Source organism: Bradyrhizobium sp. Arg816 (assembly GCF_029989365.1).
Taxonomy (GTDB): Bacteria; Pseudomonadota; Alphaproteobacteria; order Rhizobiales; family Xanthobacteraceae; genus Bradyrhizobium.
Map to the genome: position 1 here is coordinate 724,685 of NZ_JAPRAQ010000002.1, position 20,311 is coordinate 744,995.

A 20,311-nucleotide genomic window follows, 5' to 3' on the forward strand; every position below is an offset into this window, starting at 1 on the left:
GCACGAAACAGCGATACGGCCCCAACCGATTTACCGCGCTACCGTTGTCGTCCAAGCTCCAGCGTTTGCGACGGTGTCTCGCCGAACTGGTCGCGATAGCTTCTGGAGAAGTCGCTGAGATGCCAGAAGCCGAACGCCAGTGCGACGGCCTTGACGCTGTCGGCACCGGCGAGCAGTCGCTGGCGCACCAGCCACAGCCGGCGCAGGCGCAAATAGCGATGCAGGCTCATGCCGCGATAGCGGCGGACGACGTCGTGCAGGGTGCGGACGGACAGGTTGAGCTTGCGCGCAATCTCCTCGCTGTAGATCGGCTGCGAGAGGTCGTCGGACAGCAGCGCGCGGATCTCCCGGAAGATCCTGAAATTGCGCTCGTCATTGGGACGCAGGGTCCATCGCGCGGGAACGACGCTTTCGAATGCGTCGTCGACGGCGCCAAGCAGGGACTCCTTCATGGCTGCGGCCTTCAGCGGCACGTCCGCGGCTCCGATCGGCTCCGACGCAGCAGCCAGCACCTCCCGAACCAGGCTGCGCAGCCGGTTCAGGCTCGCGGCCGTCGTTTCAAATATCTTGAAGCTGGACGTCGCGTGCGGCCAGCCGCGATCCGTCACCTCCGGCCTGAACATCACCGAGGCAATTTGCCGCTGCACCTCCTCGATGGTGGTGTAGGCGGCGCCGCCGCTGCCGATGACGATGACCGGTCGGGCGCGCTGCGAGCCGTTGAAGCGGATGGGCACGTTGAGCTCGTCCATCGTGAATCCGATGGCGGTGCAATTCTCGACGAGCTGCGCGTCGACGACGCGGGGAAACGCCCGCGTGAAATTCACGTCGCAACCGGGCAGCGACAGAATGGTCTGCTCGGCCGAAATCCTCCGTACGAAGGGCGTGAACTCGAAATTCAGGCCTCGTATCGCATTTCGAAATTCATCGACGTCGGAGAAGCGAAATACCTTGGGCGCAATACTGTTCATGGCAATGTGAAACGTCGCGTCACAACCAACGCGGGTCCGGCGGCGATGCCGGTCCGGGTTTCCCCCTTTCGGTTGTCCCGTTCGACCGAAGGAATCATCCTAATTCGTCTCGTTCAGTTGGCGAGGGTCCCGTTCAAAGGACAAGTCGCCGCATCGAGCCTCGCCGAATTTCGATAACGTTTCCAGCGCTGCCAGCGGTGCGCTGATACCCCGTCGATCAAGCTTTAAATTTCAAATTAACGCCTGTCAGGCGCAATGGAGGTCATTGGATAGTCGAGATTTTTTTGAGTCAGGCCCCTGCCATGATGGCAAATTTGCCTGCTGATATTCTGGTTGAGCTGGAACAGGCGGTCGCTACGTGCCCGCCGGACCGCTGTGCTCGCATTCTCTCCGGCACTGTGCAGTTGCTCACCGGTCACCGCGACCGGCCTCAGGAATTGCTCGCCGGTGTGGTTGACGGCGTCCTATTGCGATTGACGGAGCGCGTCGAGGCCAAGGCGCTCGTTCAACTTAGCGTAGTGCTTGCCGAACTCAAGGTCGCCCCGCCCGAGACATTGCAGCGCCTTGCCTCACACGCCGACCCGGACGTGGCCTGTCCTGTCCTGCTCAAATCGCAGGCGGTCTCCGCCACCGATCTCGCGACGATCGCGGCCTCGTGCGGCGAGCGGCACCAACGCGCGATCGCCGCGCGCAACTCGATCGAGCCCGAAGTGACCGAGGCGCTGATCAAACGCGGTGGCCCGATCTGCCTCGCGCTGATCAAGAACGCGGGAACCCAATTCTCCGAAGCAGCCTACGCCGCGCTGATCGCCAGGGCCGATCCGGACGGCGAGATTGCCAAGGCGCTGGTGCTGCGGCCCGGCACGCCCGACCTGGTCGTCCGGAAGCTGCTCTCCGTGTCACCGGCCCCGAAGGCGCCGGCCAAGGCGAACGCATCCGCCATTCCGCCCGCACAACAAGCCGCGCCGGTTCCGCCCAAACTGCCCTGCCCGGCCGACTATGCGAGCGCGAGACCGGAGATCGTCGCCCTCGCCCGCGTCGGCAAGCTCAACGATTCCACCGTGAACCGCTTCACGATCCGCGGCGAGACGGCCAATCTGTTCACGGCGCTGTCGGTGCTCTCGGGCGCCCCGATCGAGATCGTGGAGCACGTCATGACCGATGACGATTGCGAGGGCCTCGTCATGGCCTGCCGGGCCGCGCGGCTGAACTGGGCCACCACGCTCGCGATCCTGAGCAACCGCAGCGGCACACGGCTCTCCTTCGTCGAGCGCGAGCGGGCGCAGCAGATTTTCGAAACGCTTCTCTTGTCGACCAGCCAATGGACAGTGCGCTGGGGGGAAATTGCAGCGAGTGCCAAACCAAGCGATCCGGGACATCGCGGCACAAAAATGGGGGTTAACCGATGAGGTTCGACGGTCGAAAGGCGCTTCGCGTACGGATGGATCACAAGCAGGCGGTCAATCTGATGGGCTCCGACGGCACCTGGCGACGCAGTTGCTTCCTGCTCGACGTGTCGCAAAGTGGCGCCAAGATCGAGGTCGAAGGAACTCTCGACGTGCTCCAGGCCAAGGAATTCTTCATGCTGCTGTCATCGACGGGGCTTGCTTACCGGCGGTGCGAACTGGTGTGGATCGACGGCACCATGGCCGGCGTGCACTTCATCACCGCAGACGGCAAGAAGAAGCCGGCGAGCGCAAAAGCGGCTGCTGCGCCCAACTCCACGCCAAGCAAATAGGCTCCAGAAGCTCATTCAATGTCATCATAGTCCCGGTCCGCCGTGCAGAGTGCCCGAACCATATCCAACCCCGTCAAAAGCGAAGGCGGCATCCGAACGACGGAAGCGGTTCGCCCGTTCGTGCACGTGCTGGCCGATTCGTCCGACAAACTGGCGGGCGTCTGCTCGGCCCTTGAACGGCAATTTACCGTCGCCGGCGAACGGCTCGATGCGGAAGCCAGGCTGTCACAAGTGCCGTTCGCGGTCGTGGTTCGCGCGGAGCTGCGTGACGTCGGCAACATCGCGGCCATCAAGAAGCGCGCCGGCAAGCTGGCGAAAGCCACGAAGCGCATCTTCCTCGTCGAGCACTCGTCTCACGTCGGCATCTCGCAGGCCTACGCACTCGGCGCCACCCTCGTTCTTCCCGGGGCGATCAACAAGAGCAAGCTGCTGGCAGCGCTGGCTGACCCGGCCGAGCTGGGCTCGGGCGCCTCAAGTGACGCACCGCAACCGGACAACGCCGTCGAAGCCGCGGCAACCGCCATCGCTTCGATGTTCACGGCCGTCACGCTCGGCGAGCCCCTCGACGTCGACGGCACGAAGGAAGCGGGCAGCAGGATCGCCGACCGCATCACCGAGCACGGCCTGTCCGAATGGCTTGCCACGGTGCGGCGTCACCATGAGGGAACCTACCAGCATTGCCTGCTCGTGACCGGCGTGGCGATCGACTTCGGACTGAGCCTTGGCGTCGGGCGAACCGATCTCGAGCGGCTGTATTCCGCAGCCATGTTCCACGACATCGGCAAGGCGCAGATTCCGCTTGCGATCCTCGACAAGCCCGGCCGCCTCGACGCCGACGAACGCGCCATGATCGAGAAACATCCGGCGGCGGGTTACGAGTTCCTGAAGGGTCACGAGCAAATCTCGCCCGAGATTCTCGACGCCGTGCGGCATCACCACGAATATCTCGACGGGAGCGGTTATCCCGACGCGCTGTGCGGCGAGAGCATCAACGACGTCGTCCGCATCCTGACGATCTCGGACATCTTCGCCGCGTTGATCGAACACCGGCACTACAAGCCGACGATGCCGCGCACCGAGGCCTACAACATTCTGTGCGGGATGACCGGAAAGCTGGAGAAGGCCCTCGTAACCTCGTTCAAGGAGGTTGCGCTCACGCGATGACCCACGCAAGCGGAACGGTCCCGCAGCGAGGACCTCGTCGCGAACCGCGCTTAGTGCGTGGCCCGGTATTTGGCGCGGTGCGGAATCGACCGGGAGGCCAGTCCTTCCGCAAGCAGCTTCATGTCCTCGCGTCTGCCGCTCCGGATCAGCTTGCCGAGCTCTTCGGGTGTGAAGGGAAGAGTTGGATCATCATCGATCGGATACCGCGGTCGCGGACCGAAGAACCGTCGAACCAGGCTAGCCAGCCGCCGCATGTCGATTCCCTCGCGCCAGCAACAAACCTTTCACTCGGCATATTGTTCCTCCCGCGCGATCGAGATTGCAAGAGGCCACCAACGGCTCAGCATCAAAAAAATTCGACGAGAGAATAATCTCCTCTCAGCCGGCTCTCCGCGTTAGCCGGCTCGCAGCGTCAGCCGGCTGTGCGCATCAGTGACTTCTCGCGCTAGTCGGCAAAGCCGACATAACGCACGAAATCGTCGTTGCCCTCGCGATCGGAGCGAACGGCGTTCGCGGCGAAGCCGTCGTCGGGATACCCCATCGCGACACATGTCATGATGACCTCGTCTTCCGGAATCCTCGCGACCTCGCGCACGATGTCGGAGCGCATGATGCCCCGCCCGTTGATCACCGAACCGAGACCGCGGTCCCAGGCCGCGAGCACGATGCCGTAGCAGAGCGCACCGAGATCGAAATGGCAGACCGCGCCGGGATCCAGCACGCGGTCATAGGTCAGCACCAGCGAGACCGGCGCGTCGAACTGGCGAAAGCCGCGCAGCACCCAATCCTGCCGCATCGGCTTGTCATCGCGCGCGATCCCCATCGCGCCGAACAGCTTCTTGGCGATGTCGACTTGGCGATTGCGATGCACGCCCTGGTATTCGCCGTGGCTGATGATGTCGCGCTTGACCTTGGCGCCGCCGACCATCTCCTCCATGTTGCGGCGGCGCAGTTCTTCGAGCGGAGGGCCTGTGAGCACATGCACATGCCACGGCTGGGTGTTCATCGACGACGGCGCGCGCTTGGCGCTCTCGATGATCGCCTCGATCACCGCGCGGGATACCTGCTGCTGCTTGAAGCCGCGCACGCTGCGGCGCGACTGGACCAACGCTTCGAATTCCAACTCAAGACCTCCCTGCCCGTTCATCCCGCGGCGTTGCAATCGTAACGCGTAATCGGTTGCCGATGCGGTTCGCCAAATCTATGCTAACCCGCAAGCAAGACCAAGAACCCAGCGAGGACCCCCAAATGCCCGCACCGCTCGATCCCGTCATCGCCCAGATCATTCCTCTGCTGCCGCTGCGCGATCCCACCACGATGACGCCACAGAGCGCCCGCGATGCCTTGCGTGCACTGGCTGCCTCGCGTGCGGATGTGCCGCCGCCCCCCGTCGACACCGTACAGGACATCAAGGTGAAAGGCGGCGCCGGGCCGCTCGACGCGCGTGTCTATCGTGTCGGCGCCAATCCTGCGCCGACCGTGGTCTTCTTCCACGGCGGCGGCTGGGTCGCGGGCGATCTCGAAACCCATGACCGGCAGGCGCGCAATCTCGCGATCGAGACCGGCGCGGTCGTCATCTCCGTCGATTATCGGCGCCCGCCGGAAACGCGCTTTCCCGGCGCCTTCGAGGACGCGTTTGCTGCCGCAAGCGACATCTTCAACCGCGTCGCGGAATTTGGTGGCGATGCAAAGCGTCTCGGCGTTGCCGGCGACAGCGCCGGCGGCAATCTCGCAGCCGCCACCGCGATCGCCTGCCGCGACGCCGGCATCGCGCTCGCGGCGCAACTGCTGGTCTATCCCGTGACCGACGTCGTCGGCCGCTACGCTGACGCGCGGGAGAACGCGCGCTTTGTGTCGCGTGCCGAGAATGCCGAGGGCTACTTCCTCTCCCGGGCCGTGATGGAATGGTTTTGCGGCCACTACCTGGCCGATCCCGCTCACGCTGCCGACTGGCGGGTCTCGCCGTTGCGCGCGGAGCTCGCCGGCCTCGCGCCGGCCATCGTGACCACCGCCTGGTTCGATCCCTTGCGCGACGAGGGCGCGGCCTATGCACGCGCACTGGAGGCCGCCGGCGTCCGCGTCAAGCACCATGAGGGCCCCGGCCTGATCCACGGCTATTTCGGCCTCGGCGATGCTTCCGAGGTCGCGAAGGCCGAGGCGCAACGCGCGCGGGCCGACTTCAAGGCACTGCTCGCGCGCGGAATCTGAACCGCAGACGAATGGAAAAATCCGCGATGTCGGTCGTGGCGCGCATTGATCCTGCTTGATTGCGCCACGATTCGCGGCTCCAATCCGCTCGCTAATTTTGTCCTAGGGAGACACCCATGATGAAGCGGATTTTTCTTGCAGCGATCGTCGCCACCTTTGCAGCCGGCTCGGCCTTCGCGGACGACACCTGCGAGAGCAAGGCGGTCGGCAAGGACGGCAAGGCGCTCGCCGGCGCCGCCAAGACCTCGTTCATGAAGAAGTGCAAGGCCGACGCTTGCGCGCCGAAGGCCGTCAGCGCCGACGGCAAGCCGCTCGCCGGTGCCGCCAAGAACAGCTTCATGAAGAAGTGCGAAGTCGCCGCGTAAGGCGCCGCGAATTCGCTGCTTTCTTTAGCGAGCAATCGCTGCACGAAGTCGTCGTGCCCGGGCCTGTCCCGGGCATCCACATATGTGTGTCCGTGTGGCACAGAATCAGATGGCCGGACCAAGTCGAAAGCATGAACGTTCGCTTGTAACGTTGTCGTCAAGCCATCCGAATTAACCACCAACTCGATCCAATTTTAATAAGACAACAACGCTGCTTGTTAGCGTAAGCCGCGCAGATCAACGTGCGGGGATTGCCGTTTTCCGGATGTCGGCGGGACCGGGAAAGTGACTTCGTCAAGTGCGATCGCCCTCGCTGCGATCGTTCGATTGGAAGTTATCTTTCATTGGGAGCATCTCGCCATGATCGAACGTCGTGCAATGAAGCGCATAACGATCAACCGGGCGGCGCGGCTATCGTTTGGCGAAATTCGCGGGACTCATCCGTGCGTGGTGCGCGACATCAACGCCTTGGGTGCCTGCATCTCCGCGCCGTACTACATATTTGCCGACGAGTTCGTGTTGTCGTTCGACGGCCATTCCGGAGTTTTCTTCTGCCGCGTCGTATGGAGAAAGGAGACGCTCCGCGGCGTTTCCTTCCTCCTGCGTCGTCGCTCGCCAGCGAACGATTCCGGCGCGTCCGCGAACCTGGTGCGACTTGATCGCCGGCTCGTGTGCCGCGGCGGAGTCCTTAGTCCAGACGTGTCGGCCTGACTGCTCGCGCGCGCCGACGATGCTATCGAATAGGTCCGGTCACTTCCCGTACCGGCTCCATACGACGGTCGGTGTCTGCTGCATCGCCGTTGTCGCCGGGCGCATCAGTATGGGGTTGATGAACGCAAGCGGCCGCCTGATCGCCTCGCCTGCGGTTGTTGCCAATACGGGTTCTCCACGCACATCGCGGAAAGTCCGATCGCCGACGCTCGGCACTGATCCCATGACGTATAAGCGCATTCGAAATAGGTGCTGCCACCCCACTCCCATCTCTGAAGGCAGACGGGGTGGCTGGGATCGTAAGTTTGAGCTGTAGCCGAGGCGATCGCCGGGATCGCTGCACTGCCCAGGATTAGCCAACGGAGCATCCGCATCGCCGCCTCCTCCAAATGGATCATCCAAGCATTCCGGTTCGACCGCCGCTCATGTGGAGACAGGAGACGCTTTGCGACGCTTCTTGGCTCCTGTGTCCTCGCTTGACGAGAGCGGCGAACGAACCCGGCGCGCCCGCATCGGCACCTCTGCGCTCGCCCTCGGGCCGGCGGACATAACTCATCCGATCAACGGCCCTGAGCCTTGCTCGGAAAGACCCTGCAGCCGCCATCCTGCAATATCACTAGTCTTTCCGCATTGCTCGCAAATCAGGTGAGAGCATCTCAAAGCTCGTCCTCGCTGAACGTTCTCGCGGGAAGCTTCACATCCGCAGCGCGGGCAAGCGAGTGCCGCGCGCCCGCATCCGGGGATGGCGAGCAGGAAACTGGCGAAGTTCGATACGCGGTTGACGATCCTTCTGATCAATTTCGATGACCCAAAACGACGGCCCCGGACTTGGGTTGAGTGTGGGATTCCGGGACCGTCATCGAGGCGCGGGCCGCGGCCCGCCCGCTCACTGCCAGTAATGTAGATGTCCGCGCGACGGGCAATTGTCTTCTGGTACAATCCCACTGCTTGGAGGTGCATTCGACTGACAATACTGCCGAGAGGGCCCGCTCGCCGCCAAGCGCGGGCAGCCTCGCAAGGACGTCAGCGCCCGATAGTCAAGCTTCGGGGAAGAATGTGTGCGTCATCATGCCCGCTAGCAGACATTGCGGTGCTCCGAGCCGATAGCCAATCCTGGCCCATCAGCGAAACATCGATGCTTCTCAATGAGGTCCGCTTGATGGGCCGCAGCGCACTGGATTTCGCGCGCCGAACCCTTCGCATTTGACCTGCACCGGAGACCTTTGATCTGGATCAAAGAGTCGGACGATCAATGCAATCTCAACTTGGGCGATAGGCGACGTTCGGAACCATCGACGCCTGTCACATCAAATTTGGGGATGGGGGCAATCGACACACCTGCAACGTAGTGGAGAGACCGCCATGGCCGTCAATCTCGTTTCAGCTGCACAACAGCTCTTGACCCCTGAAGTCATCGCGCAGATCGCCTCCTTTCTTGGCATGGACCGAAGCGCGGCGCAGAAGGCCGCAACAGCGGCCATCCCAACAATATTGGCCAGCCTGTCGGATCTGGTCGGAACCCCGGCCGGGGCCAATCAACTGTCAAAACTGCTGTCCCAACAGCAAGGCGGCAATCCCACGGATATGCTGCGCGACGCCGGCGCTCCGGGCCTGGCCCAGATGGGTTCGAGCATGTTGTCCGGACTGCTTGGAGGCCGTACCACCGACGCCATGGCCCAGGCGATCGGCAGATTCGCAGGCACGGGCGATGGCGGCGGCAAGTCGTTACTCGCCATGGTCGGGCCAATGGTCCTGGGTATGCTCAGCAAGCAGCAGCATGACGCCGGGATGGATGCAAACGGACTGGCATCGCTTCTGCGCTCGCAGAAAGATCAGATCATGGCGGCGATTCCATCGGGCCTCAGTGATCAGCTCAGCGCCTCGGGCCTGATCGACAACGCGCGCAGTGGAATGGCCACGGCCGCGGCCACAGGGAGCCGGATCGCCGGCGTTTCCGGCGCCACTGGCGCCACTGGCGCGAGCCAGGCCGCCATGGCCGCCGGCCGGGCGCAATGGCCATATTGGCTCGCCGCGCTCGTTATCGTTGCCGGACTTGCCATATATGCGCTTCAGCGTCCGACCGAGCAGACGGTCGCTCAGAATACAAACGTCACGCGGCCCTCAGCCGGAACTGTGGGCATGGCGCCCGCGGATTTGACCGTTGACGGGGTGAATCTGGCGAACCAGGTCAATTCGTCCCTTGGTACGCTGAAGGCCCAACTGCCGACCATCACCGATCAAGCCAGCGCGCAGGCGGCCCTGCCGAAGATCAACGACGCCATCTCACAGCTTGATGGCATCACGGCGCGGGCGGCCAAGCTTTCCCCGGAAGGACGACGCGCGCTTGCCAAGCTGATCGTCGCGGCGGCGCCGGCCATCAATGAGATGTGCGACAAGATCTCGGCAACGCCCGCCGGCACGATCGCAAAGCCCGTGATCGACAATCTTCGTGCCAAGCTCGACGAGTTGGCGAAAGTCTGAGACGTCACGCGCAATGAACTCGCCACACTGCAGCGACGGGAGGTGTTTCGCAGCCTCCCGTCCTGCAAGATGAAAGGAAAAGACTCCATGGCCGACAAGACCAATTTCACCAAGGATGAATGGGCGCTCCTCCTGAGAAGCCCGATGAATGCGGGAATGGCCATTACGGCTGCAGAACCGAGCGGATTGTTTGGTCTTCTGAAGGAATCATTTGCCGGCGGCACCGCGCTCGCCCAGGTGGCCACCGACCCCAATGCCAACCCCTTGGTAAAGGCGGTGGTCGCCGACTTCCAGACGAGCGACGGCCGGTCCGCGGCTCATGACGGGTTGAAAGCAGAACTCGGCAAGAGCACGCCGCCCGAGATCAAGAGCAAGACGATCGCATCGTTGCGCGAGGTCACGGCGCTGCTTGCCGCAAAAGCTCCGGATGATGCCGCGGCTTTCAAGGGCTGGCTGCGTCAGATTAGTCAAAAGACCGCTGAGGCTGCATCAGAAGGCGGAGGGTGGTTCGGTGGGGGTGTTCAGGTCAGCGACGCCGAGAAAGCAACCCTCGGCGAAATCTCCAGCGCGCTTGGCATCTGATCTCGGTGGGCCGCACGGCCAACCTCTACGCGCCCTGCGCCATTGGTTTACTGGATGTCGGACCTGTCGAATGACGGATTGTCCTGGTTTGATCCAGATCAAACGCGAACCGCACGTTGGTCGAAATTGTGAGTTTGCGTAGCACCCACTACGCACAATGCCCCTACCAGAGCCGCCGGCTTCCCCAAGGCCAGCGGCTTTTATTTGCGGCGATGGCACGAAACCCGGATTGCGCGGAGCCTGTCATCGGGCGGCGCTTCGCGCCGACCCGTTGGCTCCATCCGGGCTACAAATCCCTCTACGACCGCAACCCCGGAGCCTCCTGCCCGGTGCGCGCGACATATTCGGTGTAGCCGCCGCCGAACTGGTGGATGCCCTCCGGCGTCAGCTCCAGCACGCGGTTCGACAGCGTCGCCAGGAAGTGGCGGTCATGCGAGACGAACAGCATGGTGCCCTCGAAATCCGCCAGCGCCGTGATCAGCATCTCCTTGGTGGCGAGGTCGAGATGGTTGGTCGGCTCGTCCAGCACCAAAAAGTTCGGCGGATCGAACAGCATCTTTGCCATCACCAGGCGCGCCTTCTCGCCGCCCGAGAGCACGCGGCAGCGCTTCTCGACGTCGTCGCCGGAGAAGCCGAAGCAACCGGCGAGCGCGCGCAATGAGCCCTGCCCCGCGGTCGGAAACTGGTCTTCGAGCGACTGGAACACGGTGCGTTCGCCGTCGAGCAGGTCCATCGCATGCTGGGCGAAATAGCCCATCTTGACGCTGCCGCCGACTGCCACCGTGCCCTCGTCCGGCTCGCTCGCGCCGGCGATGAGCTTGAGCAGCGTCGACTTGCCGGCGCCGTTGACACCCATCACGCACCAGCGCTCCCTGCGGCGGATCATGAAATCGAGCCCGTCATAGATGCGCTTGCTGCCGTAGCCCTTGTAGACGTTCTTGAGCGCCACGACGTCCTCGCCCGAGCGCGGCGCCGGCGGGAAATCGAACGCTATGCTCTGGCGGCGGCGCGGCGGCTCGACCCGCTCGATCTTGTCGAGCTTCTTCACCCGGCTCTGCACCTGGGCTGCATGCGAAGCGCGCGCCTTGAAGCGCTCGATGAACTTGATCTCCTTGGCGAGCATGGCCTGCTGACGCTCGAACTGCGCCTGCTGCTGCTTCTCGTTCTGCGCCCGCTGCTGCTCGTAGAACTCGTAATCGCCGGTATAGGTCGTGAGCGAGCCGGAATCGATCTCGATCACCTTGGAGATCACGCGGTTGATGAATTCGCGGTCATGCGAGGTCATCAGCAGCGTGCCTTCGAAATCGTGCAGGAATTTTTCCAGCCAGATCAGGCTTTCGAGATCGAGATGGTTGCTCGGCTCGTCGAGCAGCATGACGTCGGGGCGCATCAGAAGAATACGCGCCAGCGCAACGCGCATCTTCCAGCCGCCGGAGAGCTTGCCGACATCGCCGTCCATCATCTCCTGGCTGAAGCCGAGGCCGGACAGCGCCTCGCGCGCGCGGCCGTCGAGCGCATAGCCGTCGAGCTCCTCGAACGCGTGTTGCACCTCGCCATAGCGCGCGATGATCTCGTCCATCTGGTCGGCCTTGTCGGGGTCGGCCATCGCAGCCTCGAGTTCGCGCAACTCGGCTGCGACCTCGCTGACGGGACCTGCGCCATCCATCACCTCGGCCACGGCGCTGCGGCCAGACATCTCGCCGACGTCCTGGTTGAAATAGCCGATGGTGATGCCGCGATCGGTCGAAACCTGCCCTTCATCGGGCAGTTCCTCGCCGGCGATCATCCGGAACAAAGTGGTCTTGCCGGCCCCATTCGGGCCGACGAGCCCGATTTTCTCGCCCTTGTTGAGGGCGGCGGAGGCTTCGATGAACAGGATCTGGTGGCCGGCTTGCTTGCTGACGTTGTCGAGGCGGATCATGGGGTCTTTTTGGGGGAATGTTGCGTTGCAGCGTCATAGGCCATACGGGCCGCCGGGGGAAGCCCGGCCGGGCCCGGATTCCACCCCGCCAGACGCCAGCTTCCTGTAATTCATCCCGACCCGACGCTTCGCGCCCGCTGCCTGCCGTCTCGCTGTCCGCTTCCAGCCGAAGCGCGCTGTCCGAGCGGCAAGGCGTGACGTCCGCCAATGTCCCATATAGCGGACTTGCCGCTACCGCCCGTCAGGCGTGGGCTTGTGAACCATAGCGGTCATGGGACGTTCTTAGCCGCCTGCATCCGGGAGCCTTTCTCGCAATGATGCTGTTCCCCGCATAGGCGATGCTGTCAACGTGCACGCCGTCGCCAATTGCTCGGGGTCTCGCCGCTCAGCTTCCTGAAGGCGGCGGCGAACGCGGTCTGGGAGGAATAGCCAAGCGCGACTGCGACCGAGATGACCGACGCGTCGGTGTCGCGCAGCATGTTTTTGGCCTCCTCGAGCCGGTTCTGACGCAGCCAGGCATGCGGCGACAGCCCGGTGCTTTTCTTGAAAGCGCGGCAGAAGTGGAAGCGCGACAGACCGGCATCCGAGGCGAGCGCGGCGAGGGAGACGTCCGCATCGTTGTCCGGACGCAGGCGTTCGATGGCGCGGCTGAGCACCTTCGGCGAAAGACCACCCATGGTCGGCCGGATCATGGGTGGCGAGCCGGTGTGTGCCGCCAGAAGACGCGTGGCCAGAAGGCTTGTCAGTTGATGCCTGAACAGCGTATCCGCAGCCTCGTTGCCCTCCAAGACATCTGCCGCGGTCAAGAGCAATTGGGATGTAACGGGGTCGGGATGCGCCGTTCGCTCCAGAAGATTGACTGGTCCGGCGGTGTCGGCTTCTTCGGCCACGCGCTCGAGCGTCGCGTGCGGAAGATAGAACTCAACGACATCAACAGGTTTTGGAATATCCCATCGAGAGCTTGATCCCCTCGGAATGATTATCACAGCCCCGGGATGGAACGTTCCGGTCGCAACTGATCGTCCCGACCGCCGTTCCATGCGCTGCACCGCGCCGTTGTAAGCCATGATGACATGGTGGGTCTTGGGGCCGCAGACGTGGTGCACTCGTTCATATTTCCGGTGGGCGATCGCGGCACCGGAGGTATCCAAAGCCATGCGAAATGCCGTGGTCCCAAGCACCCGCGCCGTTGCCGTACCGGCGTGAGGGTGCTCGGCATTGGCCGGACCGACTTGGCACGCCTCAGGCGCAACTGACGCGTCCTCCAAGGAATCGCACAAGATATGCTTATTCATCAACGTATCCTCGCATTGGGGAGGCGATGCAGGTGGCGGGAAGAAATGCCGGGCGGCCGGATTTTCGCGGACCGGGCCAACCATTTCTCGAACCGGGCTCGTTCCCGAACGCTGAGAAAACGTGTACTGTTTCGAGCGGAAAAGACCTTGCAATCGGCTTGAATTGCGATTGGGTTTTCCCTGGCTTCTTGTCCAAAAAGGATCAGAAGTGCCGTTTCTGTTCGAAGATTATTGCCTCGATGCTAACCGGCGCGAGCTCAAGCGAGGCTCCGAGCTCATCCCTGTTGGACCGAAGCTGTTCGATCTGCTGCTCTTCCTGGTCCAGAACCGGGAACAGGTCGTCACAAGGGACGATCTTCTGAAGGCGGTGTGGGACGGACGGATCGTGTCCGAATCCACGCTGACCAGCCACGTCAATGCCGTGCGCAAGGCAATCGGGGATACCGGCAAGGAGCAACGCCTGATCCGGACGATTTCTCGCAGAGGCCTCCGATTCGTTGGCAAGATCATCGAGGAAGAAATGCCCGCGCGAGCCTTGGTCACAGACCCAGGTGCGGATCCTGGCGTTCAACATGTCAGGGCCTTTGAGGTCGGTGCGCCTGCTGAAACGCGAGATGCTGCGTCAGTTCTTGCTGCCGAGGCCGAGAGCCCGCCTCCGCTGCCGGACAGGCCTTCCATTGCGGTGCTTCCGTTCCAGAATATGTCTGGCGATGTCGAACAGGAATACTTTGCCGATGGAATGGCCGAGGACATCATCACGGCGCTGTCCCGTTTCAAGGCGCCATTTGTCATCGCCCGAAACTCCAGCTTCACCTACAAGGCGCGGGCCGTCGACGTGAAGCAGGTGGGGCGGGAGCTTGGGGTGCGCTACGTGCTGGAAGGCAGCGTTCGCAAGGCGGCAAACCGAGTGCGCATTACGGGACAACTGGTCGATGCCGCTACTGGAGCACATATTTGGGCCGATCGGTTTGATGGCGAGCTCGGCGACATCTTCGATTTGCAGGACCAGGTGACCGAGAGCGTTGTCGGGGCGATCGCGCCTGCGGTGGAAAAAGCTGAGATTGAGCGCGCCAAGCGCAAGCCGACCGCGAGTCTCGACGCCTATGCCCTCTATTTGCGCGGTCTGGCCCGGCTTCATCAGTTTGGCAACCGGCAAGCGAACGACGAGGCATTGCGCCTCTTCAATAGCGCGATCGAGCTCGACCCGGAATTTGCCACTGCCTACGGTCGTGCAGCCTCTTGCTACCTCTCTGCCAGGATCAATGGCTGGATTCCAGACACGGCGAACGCGATTGCCGAAGTGAAGAAGCTCACTGAACGGGCAGTTGAGTTGGGCAAGGATGACGCGATCGCGCTCTGCGCTGGCGGAAACGCCTTAGCGTTCGTTGTTGGGGATGTCGGGGTGGGCGCCGGCTTGGTCGATCGCGCGCTTGCGCTCAATTCCAATTTGGCTGAGGCATGGCATTTCGGCGGCTGGGTAAAGATCTGGCTCGGCGAGCCGGAATCCGCAATCGAACGCTTTGCTCGTGCCATTCGCCTGAGCCCGCTTGATCCGTGGCTGATGGGAATGCGAGCTGGAACTGCGTACGCACATTTCTTCTTGGACCGCTATGACGAAGCGGCATCATGGGCGACAATGGCGTTGCAGTGCAGTCCGGACTATCGACCTGGATTACGTATCGCCGCCGCAAGCAACGCAATGGCGGGCCGGCCGGAGCAAGCACACAAGGCAGTGGCTCGGCTGCGAGAACTGAGCCCCACGCTGCGCCTTTCCAATCTCAAAGATGTGCTTGGCCCCTATCGACGTGCTGAGGACGTCGCGCGATATGAGGAAGGATTGCGGCAAGCAGGGCTGCCCGAATGACCATCTCGGCCAAGGTACTCGCCTTGGCAACGAGGTGATCGAATAAGCGCATCTTCCGCTAATGGCCGCTTCCGTTGAAAAAGGCCGGCAACGGACCTGCCGCTGCCACCCGTCAGGCGTCGGCTCGTGCCCCTTGGTTGACCTTGCTCAGTGTGTTTCCCGCACCGGCAACTGACCGCTTGAGCAAAACCAGCTGTCGCTCTTCCACTGGTTGTTGAAAATCTCGGGAGCAACCAATTTACGGATTGTTAATAGATTCTATCGCAAATGGTTCAAGAAGATAACAACAACCAGACCGGGTTCCATTGCCCGACCAAGCCCATGAATGCATCTGCTTTCCTGATCGCGACGGCCTTTGGCGCAGCATTCCTTGCTGTGGAGTACAAGTGGTACTACCAGCCCGACATGTTCAATCCGGATGTCGTGCTCAGCATCTTCTCCACCGAGCACATGAAAGCTCGCTCAGCAGTTCGACATGTGCTGATCGATCCGGACTCGGCCAAGTTCAGCGCATTGCGCTCAGTCGAGGCCGACGCGGCGCGATATGTCTGCGGCGCCGTCACGGCAAGAGACAAATCCGGCCAATCCATCGATGCCGCTTTCGTCTACACTGTGGCCGTTGACTTTGCCCGCATCGACGACGACGGCCGGATCACGCAGCTGCGCTCCGGATTTCGGCCTTGCCCCACTGAAAATGACAAGGCCGCGCAGCAGAAGCCTGCTCTTTCGCCCGGCATGCTGTCCGTCGCGCAAACCGTTCAGAAGGTCGCTCCGCAAGCCGGCACCTCGACTGTGTCAGGTCCGACGACGCGTGCACCCGCGGCAGGTGCAACGGCGTCCGGCGGGACCATGGAACAGCAGATCCGCGAGTTGGCCGTACGGACTGTCCCGCCTGAATCGGGCAATGGGGCCCAGGCAACTCTGCCGGCAGGGCGTGGGACCGGCAAGGAGAGTGAGTGGCGAGCCGATCAGCCTCCCGTCGCATGGCCTAAATTCCCTCCGGGTCACCCATTGGCGACGTCAACCCGGAAACGGAGCCCCTCCGAAGCGCTCGCCTTCGCGAAAGGCGTCGAGGAACGCTGGAACCAAGCCAAGTCGTCCGGAAACGTCGCGATGCGTCCCTCGCCGGACGAAATCAAAGAAGCGTGTCGCGCCTTGCTTGGGATCGATCCCACAGATAGCGAATATCGAAAAGCCTGGGCAACTTTCGTGCACCTGCAAGACATCGACCGCGATGTTGCGATGAAATGAAGCGGGAGGGGTAGAAGAACTGGCCTTCCCGCCTCTGGCCCAAGGACGACATTCGTCCAGACCGCTTCGATGTCACTTTTTGGCGCAAGCCGACGCGAATTCTGTGAGTACACGCCCTAGGGCGTGTACTCACAAGTCCGCGATTGTCCGCTTCCTGGGCTGGGGCAGACATGGCCCTGACCGGCCCGGAACGTCCGCAAATGCGACACGGGCAGGTTCAGCCGACTAGCTGGCAGTGCCCACTGATGACAGTACCGTCGCGCTTATGCGCCTTAAGCGTGCCGTCGACGCGGTTGATGAAACCTTGCCAGACAGCGGTCGGGTCGAACAAATGTTGCCAAATGTTGCCGAGCGTAAGCGCCGTCTCAAAGAACAAGTGCGTATCCGTGACGTGGACGGCCAAATTGCTTCCGAATGTCCGAGAGTGCATCGTCCCCTCGTCCAGATTAACGGTGACCTGTTCCCCGTTTATGTAGACCGAGTTGCGCTCGTCGCCCGTACGGCCCCGCGCCCAGCATTTCAGATCGATCGTCTCGGCATGTGCAGCCGTTGCAGCTAGCAGCGCTACGACGATGATTGTTGCTTTCAGCTTCACAGTTATCTCGTCGCTTTGTGACGGCCCTGCCGGGGGGGGGCGGACGCGGCAGGACATTCGATGACTTTGCCGAAATTTTCGGTGCCGCCTTCGAAGGATGTGCAGAGGACTCAGTCGTTCAGAGATGAGAACGCGGCAATAGCCATCCCATGATCTTCTGATACGGATCGCGACGACTGCGGACGAATGCGTTCTCGTTCTGCTGAGCGGCGGTCCTGGCGAACTCAGAAATCCCCTGCATAGACTGCCGTTTATCCTTCGGAAGCTTCGCCCATTGGCGAATGATCTTCCGGCGGGCTTCGCGTTGCTTTTCCCTTACGTCAGGCATCGGGACGCTCCTTGAAGAGGATTATTCCGGTCGACCTAGTATTGTTTGGGCTAACTAAAACTTCAACGTCCAATCAAATACCCTTAGCTCCTCTGATCGTGCAGCGCTATACAGGGGAGCTAGTCTCATATTGGCTTTGCAGGCCCACCGCCGCCCTAGAATTGCGGCGATCGCAGGACGGGCGAAATGCAGTATGTATGCGACGCGCCGAAGGGCAAGACCTGGTTCCGTATCGAGACGGAAGGTGAAGCGATGTATGAGTCGCGCCTGATGGGCCACACAGTTGAGAAATACTTCCGCCGCGAGCGGGAGAAGGCAGTCCAGTCCTGGCGCCCCGAGCGGCCCAACGCGATCGAGCGCGACATCGGCCTCGAGGCTCATGTACGGCGAGAGATGCCGCTTTTCCTCACGCTGCGCGACAGGGAGGGCAATGCACTAACTACAGCGATGCTGCCACCGGGTGGCAAAGATCGCGGCGGGTTCCGGATCATCATCGTTGGCGCATCCAATGCCGATCCTTATCCCCAGCAGGACGCGGCCATCGCTGCACTGGGAGCGCATTTCGGTCTCACGCTCGATCGCAACCGCTGCTTCCCCTACGGCCGCTAAGAAGCCTGACAAGTATCGCCGCTTGATTGGAGCGATGTCGGCTCATAGCCCGAAGGCGAACAACGCCGGGATCGTCGCAATGTCGGCTCTCCGGGGTAGATCGGACATGACTCGTGTTGGGCCGGATTTCCGAGTCTGACCCGAAGCGGACTTCAACAGCTTGACTAGCTGCTTTCACGGGGCTCTGCCTTTTAAGCGATACATCAACACTTCATGGGGCTCGATCTGCTGATCTTGTCGGAACAACTGTAGGAAGGTCGAAATCGCTTCAAAAATGACCTTAGCGGCAAACAACGTTCTGAAGGGTTGATGCGCAATTCTTCTCAGTTGCGCTAGCTTGGCGAGCTTGCCGCCGAGGTTCCCGCTTTTAAAGGATCGACCGTACCACACAGCAGCTCTCAACTGGCTCAAGCGCCCATGTTGTGATTGATAGTGCGTTCCAAGCCAAAATTGCGCTTTCCAGTTGCCCTTAACAGCGAGCTTACGAAGTTCACGTACCCCTTCCGGTACGCCGCGAAGCTGAAGGAAGCGGGCTCGATGCAAAACACCGTTCTCTTGACCGGACGAAGCGGCACGATCAAACCAATTCCATGCCGTCACGAAATCCGGGTCAACGGCGTCGCCTCGGGCATACTCCCAAGCGAGAGCCAACTGAGCGTCAACGTCGCCGGATGATGCAGCAGCAATCCATTCAGGAATTTTGCTGCGGCGTTTGGCGCGGTCATCAGCGCGGCTTGGTAGTGCTAGTCGCATCGTTTAAGCAATGCCTCTATGGTCCGCGGAGTGTCACTCATACGACATTAAGGAAACATCACTCTGCGACTAGGCCGTGAACCCATAAATCAAGGACCGTTTGGCGCGGATATGGCTGTCCCGTTCGCGGGCCATCGGGTAGATTGGATGCTATGACGCTAGTTTATGATCTTTGGTTCGAACGCGAGTATCCAGATCGTGAGGATACAGAACTGCATATTGGCATCTACGCGACTGAAGCCGATGCGTCGGAAGCCATTGGCCGTTTGCGCGATCAGCCAGGATTTCGAGACTTTCCCGAGGGATTCAATATCTACCCTGTCACGCTCGGAGTCACCGGGTGGCAGGAAGGTTTTGTAACTGAGTGCGTGCCGGCAAAAGAGCTTGATGCGACCGATCGACCGGCTTGAACGCCTAACCGGCGACCGGTGGCTTTCTTATCGGGACGTATGCTGATTCAGTATCGGCATGAGCCGATATGATTTGACCGACTTCGAATGGCGCGTCATCGCGCCGCTTCTGCCCAACAAACCGCGAGGCGTGGCCCGTGTCGATGATCGACGAGTGCTGAACGGCATCTTCTGGGTGCTTCGGTCCGGTGCACCGTGGCGCGACCTGCCTGAGCGGTACGGTCCGCGCACCACCTGCTACAACCGTTTCGTGCGATGGCGGAAAGCAGGTGTATGGGACCGGCTGATGGACGCCATATCCGTCACGCACGACGGCGACATCCAGATGATCGACAGCACTTCTATCCGGGCGCATCAGCAGGCTGCGACGGCAAAAAGGGGGATCGAGATCATTGTCTCGGTCGCTCCCGAGGTGGGCTCACGACCAAAATCCATGCCGTCGTCGATGCCCAGGGCCTCCCGATCCGGCTCGGCCTGACTGCTGGGCAGGCACATGACGCGCCAGCCGCATATCGCCTGCTCGACCGCCTCGATCCGCGCACCATCGTTCTGGCCGACAAAGCCTACGATGCCGATGGTATCCGCGCCCTGATCCATGCCCAGAATGCAGTGCCCAACATCCCGGCCAAATCCAATCGCAAATGGAAGCCATGCTTCAGCAAGCGGCTCTATCGCGAGCGCAATCTGGTCGAACGCTTCTTCAGCAAGCTCAATCACTTCCGGCGCATCGCCACCCGTTACGACAAACTCGCCGAAAACTTCCTCGCGATGGTTCAACTCGCCTCAATGCGTCTGTGGCTCCGCACTTATGAGTCTACGGCCTAGCAATTGGAAGCGACGTTGGTCCGTTTTTGGCCCTAAGTGGACATGCCTTTGTCCGCGCCTGATGTCCGATTTCGGGGCCTAACCGGGCATCACCTATCCTGCGTCGGGAGGGCCGATTTATGATGGGGTGGACGCCCCGCCCGACGGCATCGATGTGCCAAAGTGGAGTTGTTGAGCACCACTTAAGGGAGGCGTCCGTGTCAGAGGTTATCATAATCGGTCTGGATATCGCCAAGCATGTTT

At 61.8% G+C, this 20,311-nt stretch carries 21 protein-coding genes; 13 read left to right on the top strand and 8 right to left on the bottom strand.

Annotation, left to right across the window (positions count from 1 at the left end):
• Positions 1 to 38 precede the first annotated feature (38 nt).
• Entirely contained in the window at positions 39 to 968 is a 930-nt protein-coding gene (locus OWC48_RS08520; RefSeq protein ID WP_282519557.1) for an AraC family transcriptional regulator, read from the bottom strand.
• A 302-nt stretch (positions 969 to 1,270) separates the two neighbouring features.
• Here OWC48_RS08520 and OWC48_RS08525 point away from each other — a divergent pair, with 302 nt between their 5' ends.
• The 3 genes from OWC48_RS08525 to OWC48_RS08535 are packed head-to-tail and all read left to right on the top strand — an operon-like array spanning position 1,271 to position 3,870.
• A complete protein-coding gene (locus OWC48_RS08525; RefSeq protein WP_282519558.1) occupies positions 1,271 to 2,377 on the top strand; it encodes a DUF2336 domain-containing protein in 1,107 nt (368 codons plus the stop codon).
• Positions 2,374 to 2,706 (top strand): PilZ domain-containing protein, encoded by a 333-nt coding sequence (locus OWC48_RS08530; protein ID WP_028152715.1) that lies wholly within the window; start codon positions 2,374 to 2,376, stop codon positions 2,704 to 2,706. The genes OWC48_RS08525 and OWC48_RS08530 overlap by 4 nt, the downstream gene beginning before the upstream one ends.
• Before the next feature lie 42 nt (positions 2,707 to 2,748).
• Complete coding sequence (locus OWC48_RS08535) at positions 2,749 to 3,870, top strand: HD-GYP domain-containing protein (protein WP_282519559.1); 1,122 nt, start codon at positions 2,749 to 2,751, stop codon at positions 3,868 to 3,870.
• A gap of 445 nt (positions 3,871 to 4,315) precedes the next feature.
• Here the strand turns inward: OWC48_RS08535 and OWC48_RS08540 are convergent, their stop codons facing one another.
• Positions 4,316 to 4,993: a nitroreductase gene (locus tag OWC48_RS08540; RefSeq protein WP_282519560.1), complete on the bottom strand. Its 678-nt coding sequence runs from the start codon at positions 4,991 to 4,993 to the stop codon at positions 4,316 to 4,318.
• A 125-nt stretch (positions 4,994 to 5,118) separates the two neighbouring features.
• Between OWC48_RS08540 and OWC48_RS08545 the strand changes: the two genes are divergently transcribed.
• From OWC48_RS08545 to OWC48_RS08555, 3 genes are all read left to right on the top strand, one after another.
• Positions 5,119 to 6,078, top strand: a complete 960-nt coding sequence (locus tag OWC48_RS08545) for an alpha/beta hydrolase (RefSeq protein WP_282519561.1) — start codon at positions 5,119 to 5,121, stop codon at positions 6,076 to 6,078.
• A gap of 116 nt (positions 6,079 to 6,194) precedes the next feature.
• Positions 6,195 to 6,443, top strand: a complete 249-nt coding sequence (locus OWC48_RS08550; protein ID WP_282519562.1) for a hypothetical protein — start codon at positions 6,195 to 6,197, stop codon at positions 6,441 to 6,443.
• A gap of 360 nt (positions 6,444 to 6,803) precedes the next feature.
• Positions 6,804 to 7,154, top strand: coding sequence for a PilZ domain-containing protein (locus OWC48_RS08555; RefSeq protein WP_282519563.1), 351 nt, complete (start codon positions 6,804 to 6,806; stop codon positions 7,152 to 7,154).
• A 104-nt stretch (positions 7,155 to 7,258) separates the two neighbouring features.
• Here the strand turns inward: OWC48_RS08555 and OWC48_RS08560 are convergent, their stop codons facing one another.
• Positions 7,259 to 7,552, bottom strand: a complete 294-nt coding sequence (locus tag OWC48_RS08560) for a DUF3551 domain-containing protein (protein ID WP_306664218.1) — start codon at positions 7,550 to 7,552, stop codon at positions 7,259 to 7,261.
• A gap of 964 nt (positions 7,553 to 8,516) precedes the next feature.
• Between OWC48_RS08560 and OWC48_RS08565 the strand changes: the two genes are divergently transcribed.
• Both OWC48_RS08565 and OWC48_RS08570 read left to right on the top strand, forming a co-directional pair.
• Positions 8,517 to 9,635: a DUF937 domain-containing protein gene (locus OWC48_RS08565; protein WP_282519564.1), complete on the top strand. Its 1,119-nt coding sequence runs from the start codon at positions 8,517 to 8,519 to the stop codon at positions 9,633 to 9,635.
• Positions 9,636 to 9,722: 87 nt separating this feature from the next.
• Positions 9,723 to 10,217 (top strand): hypothetical protein, encoded by a 495-nt coding sequence (locus tag OWC48_RS08570; RefSeq protein ID WP_282519565.1) that lies wholly within the window; start codon positions 9,723 to 9,725, stop codon positions 10,215 to 10,217.
• Positions 10,218 to 10,515: 298 nt separating this feature from the next.
• Here OWC48_RS08570 and OWC48_RS08575 read toward each other — a convergent pair whose 3' ends face one another.
• Together OWC48_RS08575 and OWC48_RS08580 are read right to left on the bottom strand one after the other, a co-directional pair.
• The gene (locus OWC48_RS08575) at positions 10,516 to 12,138 is read right to left on the bottom strand and encodes an ABC-F family ATP-binding cassette domain-containing protein (RefSeq protein WP_028152729.1); all 1,623 of its coding nucleotides are present in this window, start codon (positions 12,136 to 12,138) and stop codon (positions 10,516 to 10,518) included.
• A 344-nt stretch (positions 12,139 to 12,482) separates the two neighbouring features.
• Positions 12,483 to 13,433: an AraC family transcriptional regulator gene (locus OWC48_RS08580; RefSeq protein ID WP_282519600.1), complete on the bottom strand. Its 951-nt coding sequence runs from the start codon at positions 13,431 to 13,433 to the stop codon at positions 12,483 to 12,485.
• A gap of 208 nt (positions 13,434 to 13,641) precedes the next feature.
• On the opposite strand from OWC48_RS08580, the gene OWC48_RS08585 reads away from it, so the two are divergent.
• Both OWC48_RS08585 and OWC48_RS08590 read left to right on the top strand, forming a co-directional pair.
• Entirely contained in the window at positions 13,642 to 15,297 is a 1,656-nt protein-coding gene (locus OWC48_RS08585; protein ID WP_282519566.1) for a winged helix-turn-helix domain-containing tetratricopeptide repeat protein, read from the top strand.
• A gap of 267 nt (positions 15,298 to 15,564) precedes the next feature.
• The gene (locus OWC48_RS08590; protein WP_282519567.1) at positions 15,565 to 16,548 is read left to right on the top strand and encodes a hypothetical protein; all 984 of its coding nucleotides are present in this window, start codon (positions 15,565 to 15,567) and stop codon (positions 16,546 to 16,548) included.
• 217 nt (positions 16,549 to 16,765) lie between these two features.
• Here the strand turns inward: OWC48_RS08590 and OWC48_RS08595 are convergent, their stop codons facing one another.
• Together OWC48_RS08595 and OWC48_RS08600 are read right to left on the bottom strand one after the other, a co-directional pair.
• Positions 16,766 to 17,143 carry a hypothetical protein gene (locus tag OWC48_RS08595; protein ID WP_028157469.1) on the bottom strand — a complete coding sequence of 126 codons (378 nt, stop codon included), beginning with the start codon at positions 17,141 to 17,143 and terminating at the stop codon, positions 16,766 to 16,768.
• 118 nt (positions 17,144 to 17,261) lie between these two features.
• A complete protein-coding gene (locus OWC48_RS08600; RefSeq protein WP_028157470.1) occupies positions 17,262 to 17,471 on the bottom strand; it encodes a hypothetical protein in 210 nt (69 codons plus the stop codon).
• Positions 17,472 to 17,657: 186 nt separating this feature from the next.
• Between OWC48_RS08600 and OWC48_RS08605 the strand changes: the two genes are divergently transcribed.
• Positions 17,658 to 18,080, top strand: coding sequence for a hypothetical protein (locus OWC48_RS08605; RefSeq protein WP_028157471.1), 423 nt, complete (start codon positions 17,658 to 17,660; stop codon positions 18,078 to 18,080).
• Between the two features lie 174 nt (positions 18,081 to 18,254).
• Here OWC48_RS08605 and OWC48_RS08610 read toward each other — a convergent pair whose 3' ends face one another.
• The gene (locus OWC48_RS08610; protein WP_282519568.1) at positions 18,255 to 18,833 is read right to left on the bottom strand and encodes a tetratricopeptide repeat protein; all 579 of its coding nucleotides are present in this window, start codon (positions 18,831 to 18,833) and stop codon (positions 18,255 to 18,257) included.
• A 152-nt stretch (positions 18,834 to 18,985) separates the two neighbouring features.
• Here OWC48_RS08610 and OWC48_RS08615 point away from each other — a divergent pair, with 152 nt between their 5' ends.
• Positions 18,986 to 19,243 (top strand): hypothetical protein, encoded by a 258-nt coding sequence (locus OWC48_RS08615; RefSeq protein WP_282519569.1) that lies wholly within the window; start codon positions 18,986 to 18,988, stop codon positions 19,241 to 19,243.
• A gap of 58 nt (positions 19,244 to 19,301) precedes the next feature.
• A protein-coding gene (locus OWC48_RS08620; RefSeq protein WP_282519570.1) for an IS5 family transposase occupies positions 19,302 to 20,068 on the top strand; the annotation gives its coding sequence in 2 pieces (ribosomal slippage) (positions 19,302 to 19,614 and positions 19,614 to 20,068; 768 coding nt in all).
• Positions 20,069 to 20,311 lie beyond the last annotated feature (243 nt).